Origin of the sequence: Bacillus sp. es.034, assembly GCF_002563655.1 — a bacterium.
GTDB lineage: Bacteria > Bacillota > Bacilli > Bacillales > Bacillaceae_B > Rossellomorea.
This window is the reverse complement of sequence record NZ_PDIY01000001.1, coordinates 1,848,797-1,866,059: the sequence shown is the minus strand read 5'-3', so window position 1 is coordinate 1,866,059 and position 17,263 is coordinate 1,848,797. Positions and strand designations below refer to the sequence as shown.

The window sequence follows — 17,263 nt, the reverse complement described above, 5'->3', positions numbered from 1 at the left end:
ATAAAAAAAGGACTGATGTAGATTTAAACGTCTACATCAGTCCTTTTTTTTATGATCTTTCTTCAAGATCTATCATCTTCTCGATTTTCTTCAAAGCGCCCGGCTCCACCTTCTCGATGGTTGTGGCCGCTTCTTCCAGCGCTTTGCGGTAATCATATTGACGGAAGGCTTCTTCAGCCGTCTGAAGACCTTCCCGCACTGAGTTGTATTTGCTCCGGTAGCGATTTCCGTACTGAATGATTTTTTCTGATAAGAGAACATTCTCGATCAGACCTCCCGTTTTCGTGTAGAAATGGTCGACCGTGTCCTCGGCATCCAATAATGTTTCCTGGATGAACTTCATGTTTAAAGGCTTTTCCGTTAAGCTCGCATTCACTTGTTCGATTTTACGATGGACTTCATGAAGAAGATCCTTGTAATCGGCCGGCAATCCCGGTACATTGCTTTTCGAGATCATACGGCTTGCTTCAGCCACCTTTTTCTTAAGCTCCTGGATTTTTTCCCTGGTAGCCAATTCATCTTTACGGAGGTTCTGCAGATAGACGGAGAACTCACTCTGCTGTTGATTCAGTTCTTCCAGTCCACTCCTGATTTCTTTCAGCTCATCACTTAAATTCGAGAAAGCCGTCGCATTCGTTTCTTCCTTGTGCATCAGCATTTCATGCCGCTTTGAGAGCTGAATGATCTTCTTATCAATCTCACTCGGTGTACTTAGGTCCGCATCATGAAGATGGTATCCTTGTTTCACGATACTTACTTCCGATTGAATGTCATCATTGTCTTCCTTTGCCTTGATGAGCCCTTCCGTCGTTTGGTCCCTGTACTGCTCTACAAAATGTTTGGCATGGACTTCTTTTTCCAGTAAATCGTAAAGGTTCTCGACCTTCACTTTTATTTCCTGAATGCCCGTCTCCACCTCTTCGACCTGAAGCTCCTCAAGACTTTTATTAAAGTGTTGAAGGGTTTCCTTCAAAGAAGCCACTTCTTTGTCCACTTCAATATGATCAAGGGTGTAGCCCTGTTCCTTCATCTCGACGTATCCTGCTTCAAGCTCAGACAGTTGGGAAGGCAATACGTTTTCAAAGTCGGTGATCAGTTTCGGCACCGTTTCCATCTTGTAGGCAACAATTTTCATTTCTTCTGCAAGGCTGAGGACGATCTCCCTTGCATCCAGATAGTTCCCCTGATCCGTCAGCTCATTGAACTGTTTGATCTGTTCAGAAAGCTTATCAAGGACGGCTTCCATATGCTTTGCCGTTTGACCGTATGTATGACGATAGGCGAGCAATTGTTTCTTGCTGTTCCGGAATTCTTCTTGAAGAGCCTGGATTTCTTCGCGGTTCTTCTCTTCACTGCCGACCAGTTCATTTAATTCGTTCAGGATCTGTTCGATCTTCTTTTCAGTATCGGTGAGAACCTGATCGATTCTTGACAGGACCTCTTTGGTTTTATTAAAGCGAAATTTATCGGTGTACTCTTCTGCATCGAATAGTAGTTCTTCAACATCAGGAAGCTGCACAGCAACAATCTCATCCCAACCCTGTCTCCAGCCGTCAAACAATTCTTCCGTCTGACCTGTCATATTCAGTTGCTTCACTCTGGAAAGTTCGTCTGAAACCGGTTTGTTCATGATATCGATTTTCCAGGCTTCATACCGATCGATTTCGGCGTAATATTTCTTTCTAGAGATAAATCCGATTAGGAATACGATTAAGATAAGTATTATTCCAGCGATGACGTATTGCATCTTAAGCCCCCTGTTCAACTATTCAGTAGACATCTATATGAATGTGAATGTTTCATTAATAATTTGTCATTGCTATAATGATACCATGTTAACGACATTTTTTGACTATTAATTTCTGATTTTTTAGTGATAAAAGTCAATTTTAGCAAATTTGAGGGGAAATGGGTATGATTATTGGGTTTGGTGCCTATTTGGCTAGTTGTTTTAGACCGTTTGGATGAGTGAGTGGTGGTTGATTTCCGTTCCAGGTGCTCGCTTTCCGCGGGGCTGGCGGTGAGCCTCCTCGGCTGCGCCTGCGGGGTCTCACCTGTCCAGCGTTTCCCGCAGGAGTCGAGCACCTTCCACTCCAATCAACTTATTTAGATTCAAATTACTTCTAATTGGGGCTAACAATCTTACACTTTTCCTTTCCCCGATTAGATTCACTTGAATTCTGTCCATTATTTAACAACACAAATGATTATTAGAGGAGAAGGATGTGAAGTCTGATGGTTAAGGTTGATGGGCATGTGCATACGCCGTTTTGTCCGCATGGGAGTGGGGATTCTTTTGAGATGTATGTGGAGAGGGCGCTGGCTCTTGATTATAGTGCTATAACGTTTACGGAGCATGCTCCGCTGCCGGTCGGGTTCAGGGATACGACGCCTGATCAGGATAGTGGGATGGATCCGTCACGTATCAGTGACTATTTTGATGAACTGGACATCTTGAAGGATAAATATAGGGACAAGATCACCATCCGTTCCGGGCTCGAGGTGGATTATATTGAAGGGTTTGAGAAAGAGACGGAAGACTTCCTTTCGACCTATGGACCACGGATGGATGACAGCATTCTTTCTGTTCATTTCCTGCATCACCAAGGGAAATGGGATTGTCTCGATTTCAGTCCCGAGGTGTTCGAATCCATGATTGGTTATTATGGATCGGTGGATGAGATCTATAAGCGGTATTATAAAACCGTCCTTCAATCGATCAAGGCAGACCTGGGGTACTATAAGCCGAAGCGTATCGGTCACATCACTCTCGTAAAGAAATTCCAGAAGCTGTTTCCTGCATCCCAGTGCTTTTCCGATGAGATATCCCTCATCCTTCAGGAAATGGCTGTAAGGGATTTGGAGCTTGATTATAACGGGGCGGGATTCGTAAAACCTCATTGCGGGGAATCCTATCCGCCGCCTGATGTCATCGAACAGGCCCGCGCCATGTGGATAAAAATCGTCTATGGATCGGATGCCCACACGGCTATAGGCCTGGATCAGGGAAGAGACTCTATGAAATAAAAGGAAAGAACTCTTCTTCAATCGGAGAAGAGTTCTTTCTTTCAGATGATCAGCTCTTTTTTCATGACCTCTTTTGCCTCAGATACGAGGAGAAGGTCGATCCATTGATCAATGTTTTTATAATATTGATCGATGAAGTAGTATTCCTGAGGGAACATCTGCCACACTTCCCTTAGCTGCTGGCTGTGAAGGAACGGCATCGTCAGCATGGACTTGAGCTGGATCACGAGGAAGCTGATGGGCTGTTTTTTCAAGGCATGGTCCTTCATTCCCTGTTCGAATAATCGTTTCATATAATGCCTTTCTTTCATTAAATACGAAGAGATGATTTCCCGGACCACCTGGGAATCGATGGATACTTCCCTCCAGATGAATCGGGATAGTTGATGATTCTCACTTTGGAATTTCAATATTTTATAGACGGCCCGCTTCAGGCACAGATCGGCACTGACATAATTCAGCGCCTCCACTTCTTCCTGAAGGAAACGCAGGTACGGTTCAAAGAAATGCGTGAAGCACGCTTCCAATACGCCCTGCTTGCCTTTGAAGTAATAGGAGATCGTTGCTGGATTCACGTCTGCCCTCTTAGCAATATCCCTGACGGACGTGCCATCGAAGCCATGATCATAAAACAGGTACACAGCCGCTTTAAATATGGATTCTTTCGTCGACTTGGAGGTTTCTAGTTTTTTCATATTTCCCCTTCTTTCATATATATTAGGCGAATGAAAAAAACAGTGGCGAGGATCAATGTATAAAAACGTTTCAGAAATAAACTAAATCATTGAAGACGATGAAGAAATATGCTAAAAATGGTTCAATAGATGTTTCTATTATAAGTTGTTCACACTAAGAATTCGTGTTTTCGTATGCATTTCCTTTAAGTATTTCTCGACAGGATATGTCGCTTGGAGTTCATGCGATAACACTTAGACATGAAATAACGCAGAATATGTAGAATTGGGGGAGTTTATGATGTTTCAAGTAGAAAAATATCAAGGTACAAAGGAACAGGGCTTTGGTCTTGTCACGAAACAATTGAAGGCTTTATTGGAAGGTGAAAAGAATCAGATTGCGAATTTAAGCAATGCTTCCGCCTTATTAAACCAATTCATGGACCGCATTAACTGGGTTGGCTTTTATTTAGTGGAAGAAGAAAGCAATCAATTGGTACTCGGACCCTTCCAGGGACTGCCTGCATGTGTAAGGATTCCTTTAGGAAGAGGCGTTTGCGGTACGGCTGCAAGTGAACAGAAGACGCTGCGGATCGAGGATGTCCATCAATTCCCCGGGCACATCGCATGCGACGCTGCCTCCCAATCTGAAATCGTCATCCCTCTCGTCAAAGATGGAAAACTGATCGGGGTCCTCGACATCGACAGCCCTGAAAAAGCACGATTTGACGAAGATGATCAGAAGTATTTGGAAATCTTCACAGATGAGCTTTTAAGACATCTTTAATACTGTATAATAGGGATAAAGCCCTGCCGGGAATACGACATTTCCGACAGGGTGTTTTTTTGTGCTGGGAAATATTCGGTGACTTGTAAAAAAGTTCACGTTTCCCCGCTCCTTTTATAGGGAAAAGAGTACCGTACATGAGAACTTTACACTGAGATATCCCATACAATATCCAAAATGGAGTACAGCTAAAGAGGTGTAATATGAAAGCTAAGAAAAAAGACTTACCCTATTTATTATGTTTGCTGGTGATGCCGGCATTAGGTTTTATATACACGCTATTAAATACGGATACCCGTGAAGCAGTCATTTTATCTACACAACTCGATGAATGGATCCCATTCGTGCCGGCTTTCATTGTGCCATATATATTGTGGTACGCCTTTATTTTAGGATACCTTTTTTACTTTTGGTATAAAGATGTCCAGACATTCCTGAAAACCCTCGGTATCATTGTCATCGGTGAACTGGTTTGTTTTGTCATCTACTTTTATTTTCAAACGACCGTACCCCGCCCGGAACTCGCGGGTGATGGCTTGTTTATCGACCTGGTCGGGATGATCTACAATCATGACCAACCTTATAATGCTTTCCCGAGCATCCATGTTTTAACGACTTTTGCCATCATTCTCGGCAATTTCAACATCAAGGATAAACATTTGTTCCACACGGTCTTTGTGCCGGTAATGGGATCGCTGATCATCCTTTCGACTCTTTTTGTGAAACAGCATTTCATCCTCGACATGGCCAGCTCGATCTTTTTATCGGTCTTCCTCTATGGAATCATGTTCGAGCTTTATGGAGTCAGCACAAAGAAATCAAAGCAAGCCTATGTGGAAAAGTAACAGACAAAAACAGGAAGGAACCGGTCGACGGCTCCTTCCTGTTTTTCTTATGCTTTATCCAACGCCTGAAGTAAATCATTCCAAATATCCTCCGGTGCTTCGAGTCCTACAGAGAGTCTGAGAAGTGAATCATTGATTCCCATGCTCCTTCTTGACTCTTCCGGCACCACGGCATGGGTCATGGTGGCGGGATGCTGGATCAATGTCTCGGCATCTCCAAGGCTGACGGCGATCTTGATCATTGTGAGATCATCCATGAACTTCTGCGCTTCTTCCTTGGATCCTTTCAGCGTAAAGGAAATCATCCCGCCCGGTTTTTTCATTTGTTTCTTCATGACCCCGTGCTGAGGGTGATTTTCATGTCCGGGATAGATGACCGTTTCCACAGAAGGATGTCCCGCTAATAAACCGGCAATCTTTTCAGCACTGTCACAGTGACGGTCCATTCGAACAGCCAGGGTTTTTAATCCCCTCAGCAATAACCACGCATCGAATGGAGAAATGATGCCACCAATATCCTTTTGGGTCGTCATGCGGATCTCGGCCATTTTCTCCTGTGTACCGACGACGAGGCCGGCAACAACATCCCCGTGTCCCCCGATATACTTCGTTGCGCTGTGGATGACAATGTCGCACCCAAGCTCCAGCGGACGTTGAAGGTAAGGAGAACAGAATGTATTATCCACTACAACAGGAATTCCCTTTTCCTTCGCAACCTTCACAACCAGTTCAAGATCAATGAGCTGCATGGTCGGATTGATCGGGGTTTCCACATAAATACAGCTGGTGTTATCCGTTATTTTCCCCCTGATCTCCTCTTCAGAATCCATGGAAGAAAAATCATGTCCGATCGCAAATTTCTCCTGCAGGAGCTCGAGTAAACCGAACGTACAGCCATACACCCCTTGGGAGCACAGGATATGATCTCCTGATTTTGTCAGGGAAAATAGCACTGCGCTTACCGCCGCCATTCCTGAACCGAAGGCAAGGGCAGCTTCTCCCCCTTCCAACGATGCCATCCGTTCCTCAAGGATTGCCACCGTCGGATTTCCCAGTCTTGAATATATATATCCTTCTTCTTCACCGGCGAATCGATTTTCACCTTGTTTCGCATTTGCGAAGGTATAAGTAGAAGTTTGGTATAAGGGGGGCGCTAAACTATCAAAATGCTGAGACGATTGATACCCCTCGTGAATCACTCTTGTTTCAAAACGTTTCTCTTCTTTCATCCAGTATTCCTCCCAGTATTCCCTTTAAGTCTAAGTAACTACTATTCTAGAATATGATAATCCTGGCGAAAAAGAAAGCGTTTACATTAAAGTGGTAAAGGAAGTTGTGCCTATTTGTGACGTTTTCCAACAAAAAACAGGAAGAACCATTGTCGGCTCTTCCTGTTGATTTGGTATGGTTTACTGACAATCTTTCACGACCTGGTTTTTTCCGTTGTTTTTGGCCAGGTAGAGGGCTTCGTCGGCTTTTTTGACTAGTTCTTTGACGGATTTAGGGCAGTGGTCGTCATGTGTTCTCCAAATGGATAGTCCGCATGATAGTGTGACGGAAGGGTCAGTTTTCAATGGGACGTCCTTGATGATGCGTTCTGCGATTTCCATTCCTTCTTTACGACCGAGGGATGGCAGGTAGACGGCCAGTTCTTCCCCTCCCCACCTTGCGACAAATCCGTGGTGGCTGACGATTCCCTTGATCAGATTGGATACTTCTATGATGACTTCATCGCCGATTTGATGACCGTAGTTATCGTTGATGGATTTGAAGTCGTCGATATCGATCAGGAGCAGGGTCCCCAGCTCATCCTTATTCATGGAGGATTCCATTTCATCATCCAAATAATTCCGTGCGAACAGTTTGGTCATGTGATCGGTGATGACCATATGCTCCAATTTTTCACGGAGGGTGGCATTGGTGATGGCCAGTGTGGAATGATGGATGAACGACTGCAGCAGCTTGTACATATCAAACGAAAACATATACGGTTCCTTATGGAGCACCACACAGAATCCGATCAGTGCTTCATTTTGGACCATGGGGGCAGCCATGATCGACGGAAATGCTCCCGCTCCTTCAAATCGATCACTGACATCCCCTAAAAAGATGGAGTCCCTCTCCTCTTCTATACGGTTCTTAACATACGAAATATAACTCCTGCCGATCTCTTCAGAAAAGACAGGGGAGCTTTCGTCCAGAATGGTGTACTCCCCTTTTTGAAGGAGGACGAACCCAATGGCGGATGCCTGGAAAGACCGCTTGATCTGTTTTTTCAAAAATAGGACCGTTTCAGATAAACGTAAATTCAAGTTTAATTTATGGGACGTTTCATTGATGAGCTGAAGATCGGTGATGAGCCTCTTCGACTGTTCATAAAGCTTGGCGTTCTCCAAGGCACTCCCCGCTGTATAGGCTAAGAGGCGGATGAATTCGATCTTCTGATCCGTAAAATCGCGGGAAACAGACTTCACCTCAAGGACCCCGTAAATCCCCTGTTTCCCTTTTAAAGGGGCATAGAGAATATCTTCTTCGCCGGACTCAATGGTTCCATTCACAAATGCCTGCATGGCCGATTCATTGGCACGCTCAAAATCGAAACTCTTAATGGGCAGTTCTCCGAAGTCATGCCGGTCATTGGACAATAACAAACGGAACTCATCAATCGGGAATACCTGTTTCAACGTCTCGATGACCTGCACAAGGAGCGTATGAACGTCCCTCGTTGAATGGAAGATCTCAGTCACTTTGAATAATTCCCTATATCTTCTCTCGTCTTCAAGGACGGTCTGGATGCCGCCTGTATGCTGTAAAAACTGATTGCTCGCCTTCCAAAAGGAATGAAGCCAGCTTTCATCGGTCCATCCATTCGAATCCTCCGTCTTCACCTGGAGGATCGCCAAAGGACTCCCATCACTCTTCGTAAAATGAAACTTAATGGATGAAAGGTCTTCTTTTTCTATTAAGATAGGACGCAGGATATAATCCTCAGTCGCTTCTGCAAGTGTGAGGGGAATACCACCATTTTGATGGGGTTGATATAGGAAATAGGTAGAACCTGTATAAAAATATAAAAATGCCTGATCGATTTCCAGGCAATCCTTTACAACCGTCAGCCACTTTTGCAATTGAACAGAATGATCTGCATCTGCTGACAATTCTTCATAGATTAAATCGAATAGCTTTGACTTGTATTCATGCAAAGCATGTTGGATAACGTACATTTTTCTCACCCACACCTGAAAGGTTTGTGAAACGAATTACATCACCGGCTCCTGGCCAGCACCATATCCTTTTGAAAGACAACCAGCCATACTGAATCGTCTTCGGATAAGGAATGGATTTCTTTCGGTTCCCCGTTTTTGTCTGTAAGATCCAGTCTGACATCACGAGATTCCCGGGAAATGCTGATCAATCCGGTGTCTTCCTGAATATGAAAGGGCTGGCGGGTTGAAGTGACGGAAGACGGATCACTTTTCCGCTCCTGTAAAACCTCTAACGATTCGGAAAATAGTACCCATTTCCCCTCTTCCATTTGGACCCAGACTCCATTATGTTCCTTTGTAGTACGAAGCATTTTCCCTGCATTGTGTAACGACACACTATGTAATACCTTAAAGTAATATTGGTTTTTTTGATCAATTTCATATATGACAAGGACCGGTTGCTCTTCTACCACTTTTGCCACTGCGATGACCGGGTTCCGACTGCCGTCTCCCCTGGACAATACTTCAGCATGGATGGTTGGTTCGATCTCCTCGACTTTATCCGATGAGGAGGAATAAAGGAAACCTCCCAATACGACCAGCAGACAGATACCGATCAATAGATATCGAAGAACTTTCTCTCTCTTTGATTCCTGCAAATCTGCTCACCTATTTAACATAATTTTCAACTTTTATTATATCACAACAAATGACTTATGAACTATTTTGTTTGTGCAATTCAGATCGCTCTTTTCAGGAATCTATAAAATACTTCCTTGACTTCTATTCTCTCGCATCATATAATATTCTTTGTGTAAAATAATGCAGCTTCAGTGAAGTCCTTTATGCTCGTATTTTGTTCCTCTGTGTTGAGGTGTATCTTGTAACCCTCTGCTGCTAGGGCGAAGGTACATGAAAACAAAATGCACATAATTGTTTATTCACAGGTGTTTTTATTTTACAACAAAATAAAAACAATAAAGGAGGAGTCTCTCATGGCTCGATATACTGGCCCAAGCTGGAAATTATCTCGTCGTCTTGGAATCTCTCTAAGCGGTACGGGTAAAGAATTAGAAAAGCGTCCTTACGCTCCAGGACAACACGGTCCTAACCAACGTAAAAAAATCTCTGAATACGGTTTACAACTTCAAGAGAAGCAAAAACTTCGTCACATGTACGGAGTAACTGAGCGTCAATTCCGTAACCTATTTGACCAAGCTGGCAAATTACAAGGTAAACACGGTGAAAACTTCATGGCGTTACTTGAGTGCCGCCTGGATAACGTTGTTTATCGTTTAGGTCTTGCTCGTACTCGTCGTCAAGCACGTCAACTTGTTAACCACGGTCACGTTACAGTGAACGGATCTCGCGTAGACATCCCTTCATTCCGCGTACTTCCTGGTCAAACAATCTCAGTTCGTGAAAAATCACGTAACCTTGACATCATCAAAGAAGCGATGGAAGTGAACAGCTTTGTTCCTGAATTCCTAACTTTCGATGCTGACAAATTAGAAGGTACATTCACACGCGTTCCTGAACGTTCTGAATTACCAGCTGAAATTAACGAAGCTCTTATCGTTGAGTTCTACTCTCGTTAATCTTTGTACGAAAACACTGTCCACCATGTGGGCAGTGTTTTTTTGTGTATTTATTTTCAACTAAAAAAGCACGGCACCCGCTCCAAAATAAGAGAAACGGATACCGCACTGATAGATTGTATTTTCTATTATACGTACTGAACTCTGAAATATTTCTTTTTTCCTCGGCGGATGATCGTAAATTGTCCTTCGATCTTATCCCCTTCGCCCATCACATGCTGAAGATCGGTGATGCGTTCACCATTGATGTAGATGGCACCGTTCCCGACATCTTCACGCGCCTGACGCTTGGATGGCGAGATTTTCCCGTTGACGAGGAGATCGACCAATCCGATTTCTTCTCCTTTAGACTGTTCGAAAGAAGGAACGTCTTTGAATCCTTCCAATATTTCAGAAGCAGATAATGACTTGATGTCACCACTGAATAACGCCTGCGTGATACGGATCGCCTGATCAAGGGCTTCTTCTCCGTGGATCAGCTTCGTCATTTCTTCCGCCAGCGTCTTCTGTGCTTTGCGAAGATGGGGTTCTGTTTCAACGGAAGCAGCAAGCGCCTCGATTTCTTCGTGTGAAAGGAATGTAAAGTACTTCAAGTATTTCACGACATCCGCGTCAGCCGCGTTGATCCAGAACTGGTAGAACTCATATGGTGAGGTCTTCTTCGGATCGAGCCATACCGCACCACTTTCCGTTTTCCCGAATTTGGTTCCATCCGCTTTCGTAACAAGTGGAATCGTGAAACCGAATGCCTTCGTTTCCTCTTCATGTGTACGTCTGATCAATTCAAGGCCGGTGGTGATATTCCCCCACTGATCGCTGCCTCCGATCTGCAGCTTACAATTGTAATTGTCGTATAGATGATTGAAATCCATTGCCTGCAGGATCGTATACGTAAATTCAGTGAATGAAATTCCTGATTCCAGACGGGACGAGATTGTATCTTTCGCCAGCATGTAATTCACCCCTACATGCTTACCGAAATCGCGAAGGAATGTTACAACGTCCATTGCTCCGATCCAATCATAGTTATTCACCATCACGGCTCCGTTTTCGCCTTCGAAGTCAAAAATGCTTTCGAGCTGCTCTTTAATGCTCGCTACATTTCCCTGGATCGCTTCAACCGTCTGCAGTTTACGCTCTTCGTTTTTACCGCTCGGGTCACCGATCAAACCTGTTGCCCCTCCAACCAGTACAAGTGGACGATGCCCTTGATTCTGGAAACGACGAAGCGTCAGGAATGGAAGCAGATGCCCGATATGCATGCTGTCTGCTGTCGGATCGATTCCGCAGTAAATCGAAATGCTTTCTTTATTCAATACGTCCTTCAAACCTTCAGCATCTGTCTGCTGGTACGTGATCCCACGCCATTCCAAGTCTTTTAATAAATCCATCTCTTCTCTTCCTCCTTTTAATTCAACGTGCAAACAACAAAAAAGTCCCTGCATATATGCAGGGACGCTGTCGCGCGGTACCACCCAAATTAAGGAATAACATCCTTCACTCATAGAGATAACGGCTCTCCCCGTTTGCCGCTACTAAGGTTCACGGCAAAAGCTCCAGGATGTAATTCATCGGCCATTTGTGTCAGTTCACAGCACCCACTGACTCTCTTCGTAACAGGGAAGGCAGACTACTTATTCCTCTCATTGCATGTATTATTTGTACAAAAATCCGATAGATGACGGATGATCATTACAATCACTATATTAGGTTTTTACCATATTCCAAAATAATAGTCAACTAAACGCATGATAAAAGACCATTTTATTTGACTTTTTACGACAGCCTTCCTGTAATTATGCTATAATGGGAATGTTCTGGGGGGAATGATATATGAAGGAAAAATGGAACATATTACGTGAAAAATTAGACCCTGCAATCAGGTTCTTTTCAAATACTAGACTACAAAAACGAGCAAGAATTACATACGGTGTATTCTGGAACCTGTCTTTGATCCTGATCGTCATCTTTGTATTGGGATTCGCATTTGCAGGAGGAGTCGGAGCGGGTTATTTCGCCTCACTCGTCAAGGAAGAACCAATCCGTCCTTATGACCAAATGAAAAAGGACATCTACAACTACGAAGAAACCTCTCGACTTTACTTCTCGGACGATGTCTATCTCGGGAAACTCCGAACAGACCTTGAGCGGGAAGAAGTGAAGCTTGAAGATATTTCGAAAGATCTGCAGCATGCCGTCATTGCCACGGAAGATGAGTACTTCAACGAACATAACGGTGTCGTGCCGAAAGCGATCATGCGCGCCGTCCTGCAGGAATTCACGAACTCAGCCACCCAATCGGGCGGAAGTACACTCACTCAACAGCTGATCAAAAATCAGATCCTCACGAATGAAGTATCATTTGAAAGAAAAGCGAAAGAAATCCTTCTCGCTCTTCGCCTGGAAAGATTTTTTGATAAAGATGAAATACTGGAAGCCTATCTGAATGTAGCGACTCTTGGACGGAACTCATCCGGCCAAAACATCGCGGGTGTCCAATCGGCTGCCAAAGGGATTTTCGGGGTGGATGCAAAAGATTTGTCCCTGCCCCAGTCAGCTTTTATCGCAGGACTTCCACAGGCTCCCTTCTCTTACACGCCATTCAAGAATAATGGGGAAATCAAAGAGAATCTCGAAGCCGGGATGAGCCGAAAAAACACGGTACTGTACCGGATGCACCGTGAAGGATACATCACGAAAAAGCAATATGATGATGCCGTTGCCTATGACATCTCAAAGGATTTCGTGAAACCAAAGCCATCACCCCGCGAGCAATATCCATGGCTCACTGCCGAACTTGAAAGCAGGGCAGTGGAAATCATGAAAAACGTGCTTGCCAAGAAAGATGGATATTCTGAACAGGATCTGGAAAATAATGATGAGCTTGAAGACAAGTACCAGACGCTTGCAGACCGCAATGTCCGTCAAAGCGGGTATGAAATTCATTCGACCATCAACAAGAAGATCTATGATCAGATGCAAAAGACAAAAGATGCGTATGAGATGTATGGTCCGACCAAAACCAGAACGGTAAAAGACCCTGACACAGGGAAAGATGTAGAAATCGAAGAACCGGTTCAGGTCGGTGCCGTGATGATCGAGAACAAAACGGGCCGCATCATCAGCTTCATCGGCGGCCGGGATTTCAAATTGGAACAAATCAACCATGCCACTCAATCACACAGATCAAACGGATCTACCATGAAGCCTTTGCTCGCCTACGGACCAGCACTTGAATACGGGTACATCTCACCGGGATCACCGATTCCTGATGTGGGCGTCAACATCAATGGCTGGAAACCGGAAAACTATTCATTCAGAGAGCGCGGACTTTTCCCTGCAAGGTTCGCCCTGGCAGAATCATTGAATCTACCAGCGGTCAGAACGTATGCGAATATTTATAACCGGAATCCTTTTAAAGAGTTTCTGTTGAAAATGGGCTTCGAATCCCTTTCAAGCAGATATGACAATAACCTGTCCCTTACTCTGGGAGCGACGACGACGGGTGTCACGGTCGAAGAGAATGTAAATGCCTACACGACCTTTGCCAATGGAGGAAAATTCATCGATGCCTTCATGATTGACAAGATCGTTGACAAGGATGGCACTGTTGTCTTTGAACATAAGTCAGAACCCGTGGATGTGTTCAGTCCGCAAACGGCTTATTTAACGATCGATATGATGAGAGATACCCTGGATCATAACCTCGGTACCGGGCGCTACGCGAAAACCTTCCTGAACTTTGATTCAGACTGGGCCGGAAAATCCGGAACGAGTCAGGATTACAAAGATCACTGGTTTGTGGCAACGAATCCGAGCATCACCTTCGGAACCTGGTTCGGTTATGACACGCCTTCGTCACTGAACACTCCCGGTTCCCGTGCCCGGTATGGACATTACGGATTGCGTAACATCCGCTTATGGTCCTATCTACTGAATGATGTCAGGGACCTGGCTCCCGATTTGATCGACCCTGATGCATCATTCCAACAGCCGGAAGGGGTCGTCAGAAGATCCTTCTGTTCCATCTCGGGACTGCTTCCATCCGAAGCATGCAGCCAGGCGGGACTCGTTAAAAGTGATTTATTCAATGCAAAATACGTTCCTACCAAAACGGATGACAGCTTACTTATGAGCCGATACGTGATGGTGAACGGAAAGAAATACCTGGCATTACCGAATACACCGGCGGAATTTTCACAGCCGGGTGTCATCCTGAACCCTGACTTTGTGAAAAATATCTTCGGTGCAGTGCCTGGAGATCCGGACAAACTGATCCCGGATGGAGACGAACGATTTAAAAATGTCCTCATCGCGGAGAACAAGATTTCCGATGACGGAGCAGCTCCAGGAACTGTCAATGCGAGCGGAAACGGGAACAAAATCACGTGGACACCATCCGCAAGCGGCGATGTCGTCGGATATAGAGTTTACCGGACATCCGGCGGAAAAGTCGGAAGCGTCAAGTCCGGATCAAGTTTAGCAGTATCCGTTGGAAACGGTGACTTCTACGTGGTTGCCGTCGACGTAGCCGGCAAAGAATCTGCCCGTTCCAACACGGTCCAGATCGGACAACCGGCACCAAAACCGGAGCCCAAGCCTGAAAAACCGGGTACAGATCCGAAGCCACCTGGTGATAAACCAGCCGATCCACCACCAAAACCCGATAAACCAGATAAGCCGGAGCCACCACCTCCTGCAGATGACGGCGGCAATGGAGGCGGAGACGGCGGTGGTGATGGCGGTAGTGACGGCGGCGGAACCGAACCACCTACAGAACCGGATCCACCACCAGCGCAGAACTGATGATTAATTGAAAAGAGGGAAACGTCGTTGTGACGTCTCCCTCTTTTTTTATATTGTAGTCACGTATTAGCTGTGCTTACATGGCATATTTTGTCTTCATTCACATAGTAGGGATGTGCATTTTTGTAAGAAGTCTTACCCTTAATTGATGAACCAGTGATAGTTAAAATAAGCGGAAATTTTCCGGTTAAGATTGCAGAATAGAGCTTTTGTTCGGGATATAAGCGGAGATATTCCGGTTAAGCAAAGGAAAAGTAATCATTTTTACGATTTTTCGAGTGAATAGTCGGAATCTTTCCGGCTATTTAAGGTATTTTCCGCTCTAATTGATAAATAAGAGGAATTTCTCCGCTTATTGACCAAACCGGCATTTGCCTCCTTTATTGAACATGGACAAAAGGAAATCCCAAAAAGCCTTAGAGATATTTGCATCTCTAAGGCTTTTTGCCTGTATTTTAAACTGGGCTGCAATTACCACACCCAAAAAACCCCCACTCACAAAGAGCGGGGGTCCTTCCAACACATCTATCAGTCTTCCATCGTACTCAAATCACCTGTCGGCAAATCCAATTCCCATGCCTTCAATACGCGGCGCATGATTTTTCCGCTGCGCGTCTTCGGAAGTTTGTCGCGGAATTCGATTTCCCTCGGTGCAGCGTGGGCTGCGAGTCCTTTTTTCACGAACTGGCGAATTTCTTCCTTCAACTCGTCTGTCACTTCGTATCCGTCACGAAGGGCGATGAATGCTTTGATGACTTCACCGCGGACCGGATCGGGCTTCCCGATGACCCCAGCTTCTGCAACAGCCGGATGTTCAACGAGCTTGCTTTCCACCTCGAAAGGACCTACCCTTTCTCCTGACGTCATGATGACATCATCGATCCGTCCCTGGAACCAGAAGTATCCGTCTTCGTCCATATAAGCGGAATCCCCTGATACATACAAATCGCCAGGCATGAAGTAGGATTCATACTTCTGTGGGTTGTTCCAGATTTGATTCATCATCGATGGCCAGCCTTTTTTGATGACCAGGTTCCCCATCCGGTAAGGTGGTACTTCATTTCCTTGATCATCGACGATCGCGGCTTGGATACCAGGGAATGGTTTCCCCATGGAGCCCGGTTTGATCTCAAGGCTTGGATAGTTACAGATCAGCTGACCACCCGTTTCCGTCATCCACCACGTATCATGGATGCGCAGGTTGAATACTTTCATACCCCAACGGACAACCTCAGGATTCAACGGCTCCCCAACGCTCAGGATATGACGAAGGGAGCTCAGGTCGAATTGCTTCACGACTTCATCCCCTGCACCCATCAGCATCCGGAAGGCAGTCGGTGCGCTGTACCAGACCGTCACACCGTAGTCTTCAATCGTTTTATACCAGTTCTCCGGCTTGAATCGTCCCCCGACTATGACATTGGAGGCCCCCGTCAGCCACGGACCGAAGATTCCATAAGAAGTACCTGTGACCCAGCCTGGATCCGCTGTGCACCAGTACACATCTTCCTCTTGGAGGTCCAGTACCCATTTAGACGTTTGATAGTGCTGGATCATGGCGTTATGGACGTGAAGGACCCCTTTGGGCTTTCCAGTGGAACCGGACGTGTAGTGAAGGATCAGACCATCGTTCCGGTCCACCCATTCTACTTGGAGCTTATCGCTCGCTTCAGCAAATTTAGCCATAAAGTCTACATTGACATCATCTTCCTCCACATCTTCCCCAACAAGGAAGACATGCTTCAGATTCGGCAGTTCACTTACAGGTACCCTTTTCAATAGTTCGGGAGTGGTGATGAGAACCTTTGCTTCGCTATCCTCCAGGCGATCCCGGACAGCTCCTTCCATAAATGCTTCAAACAGGGGTCCCACGATGGCTCCGAGTTTGATTGCACCAAGGACGGAGAAATACAATTCTGGTGATCTTGGCATAAAGATGAAGACACGGTCACCTTTCTCAACATCCCCGAATCTCTTCAATACATTTCCTGCTTTGTTCGACATCTTCTTCATATCAGAGTACGTATATTTTTCATCACGTTCTGCATCTCGGTAATAAAGAGCGACTTTATTCTTCCTGAAAGATACTGCATGCCGGTCAATCGCTTCGTGGGCAAGATTGACGCGACCTGTTTCCGCCCATGAAAATTCCTTCTCGACGTCTTTCCAATCGAATGAATCATACGTATTTTCATAGTTTTCAAGATTATAGTTTCCCTTTGTCACTGGTAGCGCTTCCACTTTCATATACCGTATCCCCCTTATGTAAGAAATTACAATCTTATTATAGTATAAAACGAATATTTTCTCAATTTTTTAA

Annotated in this window: 12 protein-coding genes and 1 other annotated feature; of the genes, 5 read left to right on the top strand and 7 right to left on the bottom strand. The window is 45.1% G+C overall.

From position 1 onward, the window contains the following. Positions 1 to 49: 49 nt before the first annotated feature. Positions 50 to 1,747, bottom strand: a complete 1,698-nt coding sequence (gene ezrA / locus ATG71_RS09420) for a septation ring formation regulator EzrA (RefSeq protein WP_098439363.1) — start codon at positions 1,745 to 1,747, stop codon at positions 50 to 52. Between the two features lie 488 nt (positions 1,748 to 2,235). Between ezrA and hisJ the strand changes: the two genes are divergently transcribed. Beyond that, positions 2,236 to 3,027, top strand: a complete 792-nt coding sequence (hisJ, locus tag ATG71_RS09415) for a histidinol-phosphatase HisJ (RefSeq protein ID WP_098439362.1) — start codon at positions 2,236 to 2,238, stop codon at positions 3,025 to 3,027. Between the two features lie 41 nt (positions 3,028 to 3,068). Here the strand turns inward: hisJ and refZ are convergent, their stop codons facing one another. Beyond that, positions 3,069 to 3,722 carry a forespore capture DNA-binding protein RefZ gene (gene refZ, locus ATG71_RS09410; RefSeq protein WP_098439361.1) on the bottom strand — a complete coding sequence of 218 codons (654 nt, stop codon included), beginning with the start codon at positions 3,720 to 3,722 and terminating at the stop codon, positions 3,069 to 3,071. Positions 3,723 to 4,002: 280 nt separating this feature from the next. On the opposite strand from refZ, the gene ATG71_RS09405 reads away from it, so the two are divergent. Next, entirely contained in the window at positions 4,003 to 4,488 is a 486-nt protein-coding gene (locus tag ATG71_RS09405; RefSeq protein WP_098439360.1) for a GAF domain-containing protein, read from the top strand. A 203-nt stretch (positions 4,489 to 4,691) separates the two neighbouring features. Next, complete coding sequence (locus tag ATG71_RS09400) at positions 4,692 to 5,333, top strand: phosphatase PAP2 family protein (RefSeq protein ID WP_098439359.1); 642 nt, start codon at positions 4,692 to 4,694, stop codon at positions 5,331 to 5,333. 47 nt (positions 5,334 to 5,380) lie between these two features. On the opposite strand, the gene megL is transcribed toward ATG71_RS09400, so the two are convergent. The 3 genes from megL to ATG71_RS09385 all read right to left on the bottom strand — a co-directional run bounded on the left by megL (position 5,381) and on the right by ATG71_RS09385 (position 9,198). Continuing rightward, on the bottom strand, positions 5,381 to 6,562 hold the full coding sequence (gene megL / locus ATG71_RS09395; RefSeq protein WP_098439358.1) for a methionine gamma-lyase: 1,182 nt from the start codon (positions 6,560 to 6,562) through the stop codon (positions 5,381 to 5,383). Between the two features lie 180 nt (positions 6,563 to 6,742). Further along, a complete protein-coding gene (locus ATG71_RS09390) occupies positions 6,743 to 8,557 on the bottom strand; it encodes a sensor domain-containing diguanylate cyclase (protein ID WP_098439357.1) in 1,815 nt (604 codons plus the stop codon). Between the two features lie 41 nt (positions 8,558 to 8,598). Further along, positions 8,599 to 9,198 (bottom strand): hypothetical protein, encoded by a 600-nt coding sequence (locus tag ATG71_RS09385; protein ID WP_098439356.1) that lies wholly within the window; start codon positions 9,196 to 9,198, stop codon positions 8,599 to 8,601. Positions 9,199 to 9,534: 336 nt separating this feature from the next. On the opposite strand from ATG71_RS09385, the gene rpsD reads away from it, so the two are divergent. Then, positions 9,535 to 10,137, top strand: a complete 603-nt coding sequence (gene rpsD, locus ATG71_RS09380; RefSeq protein ID WP_034765742.1) for a 30S ribosomal protein S4 — start codon at positions 9,535 to 9,537, stop codon at positions 10,135 to 10,137. 128 nt (positions 10,138 to 10,265) lie between these two features. Here the strand turns inward: rpsD and tyrS are convergent, their stop codons facing one another. Beyond that, complete coding sequence (gene tyrS / locus ATG71_RS09375) at positions 10,266 to 11,528, bottom strand: tyrosine--tRNA ligase (protein ID WP_098439355.1); 1,263 nt, start codon at positions 11,526 to 11,528, stop codon at positions 10,266 to 10,268. 57 nt (positions 11,529 to 11,585) lie between these two features. Beyond that, positions 11,586 to 11,793 (bottom strand) — a binding site (T-box leader). Positions 11,794 to 11,970: 177 nt separating this feature from the next. On the opposite strand from tyrS, the gene ATG71_RS09370 reads away from it, so the two are divergent. Continuing rightward, entirely contained in the window at positions 11,971 to 14,943 is a 2,973-nt protein-coding gene (locus ATG71_RS09370) for a transglycosylase domain-containing protein (protein WP_098439354.1), read from the top strand. A 528-nt stretch (positions 14,944 to 15,471) separates the two neighbouring features. On the opposite strand, the gene acsA is transcribed toward ATG71_RS09370, so the two are convergent. Further along, positions 15,472 to 17,190 (bottom strand): acetate--CoA ligase, encoded by a 1,719-nt coding sequence (acsA, locus tag ATG71_RS09365; protein ID WP_098439353.1) that lies wholly within the window; start codon positions 17,188 to 17,190, stop codon positions 15,472 to 15,474. Between the last annotated feature and the right edge of the window lie 73 nt (positions 17,191 to 17,263).

Bases quoted from the DNA above. Each gene is read 5' to 3' on its own strand.
- ATG71_RS09405 (WP_098439360.1), top strand. From the start codon at position 4,003: ATGTTTCAAGTAGAAAAATATCAAGGTACAAAGGAACAGGGCTTTGGT.
- megL (WP_098439358.1), bottom strand. From the start codon at position 6,562: ATGAAAGAAGAGAAACGTTTTGAAACAAGAGTGATTCACGAGGGGTAT.
- ATG71_RS09400 (WP_098439359.1), top strand. From the start codon at position 4,692: ATGAAAGCTAAGAAAAAAGACTTACCCTATTTATTATGTTTGCTGGTG.
- acsA (WP_098439353.1), bottom strand. From the start codon at position 17,190: ATGAAAGTGGAAGCGCTACCAGTGACAAAGGGAAACTATAATCTTGAA.
- ezrA (WP_098439363.1), bottom strand. From the start codon at position 1,747: ATGCAATACGTCATCGCTGGAATAATACTTATCTTAATCGTATTCCTA.
- tyrS (WP_098439355.1), bottom strand. From the start codon at position 11,528: ATGGATTTATTAAAAGACTTGGAATGGCGTGGGATCACGTACCAGCAG.
- ATG71_RS09390 (WP_098439357.1), bottom strand. From the start codon at position 8,557: ATGTACGTTATCCAACATGCTTTGCATGAATACAAGTCAAAGCTATTC.
- rpsD (WP_034765742.1), top strand. From the start codon at position 9,535: ATGGCTCGATATACTGGCCCAAGCTGGAAATTATCTCGTCGTCTTGGA.
- ATG71_RS09370 (WP_098439354.1), top strand. From the start codon at position 11,971: ATGAAGGAAAAATGGAACATATTACGTGAAAAATTAGACCCTGCAATC.
- refZ (WP_098439361.1), bottom strand. From the start codon at position 3,722: ATGAAAAAACTAGAAACCTCCAAGTCGACGAAAGAATCCATATTTAAA.
- hisJ (WP_098439362.1), top strand. From the start codon at position 2,236: ATGGTTAAGGTTGATGGGCATGTGCATACGCCGTTTTGTCCGCATGGG.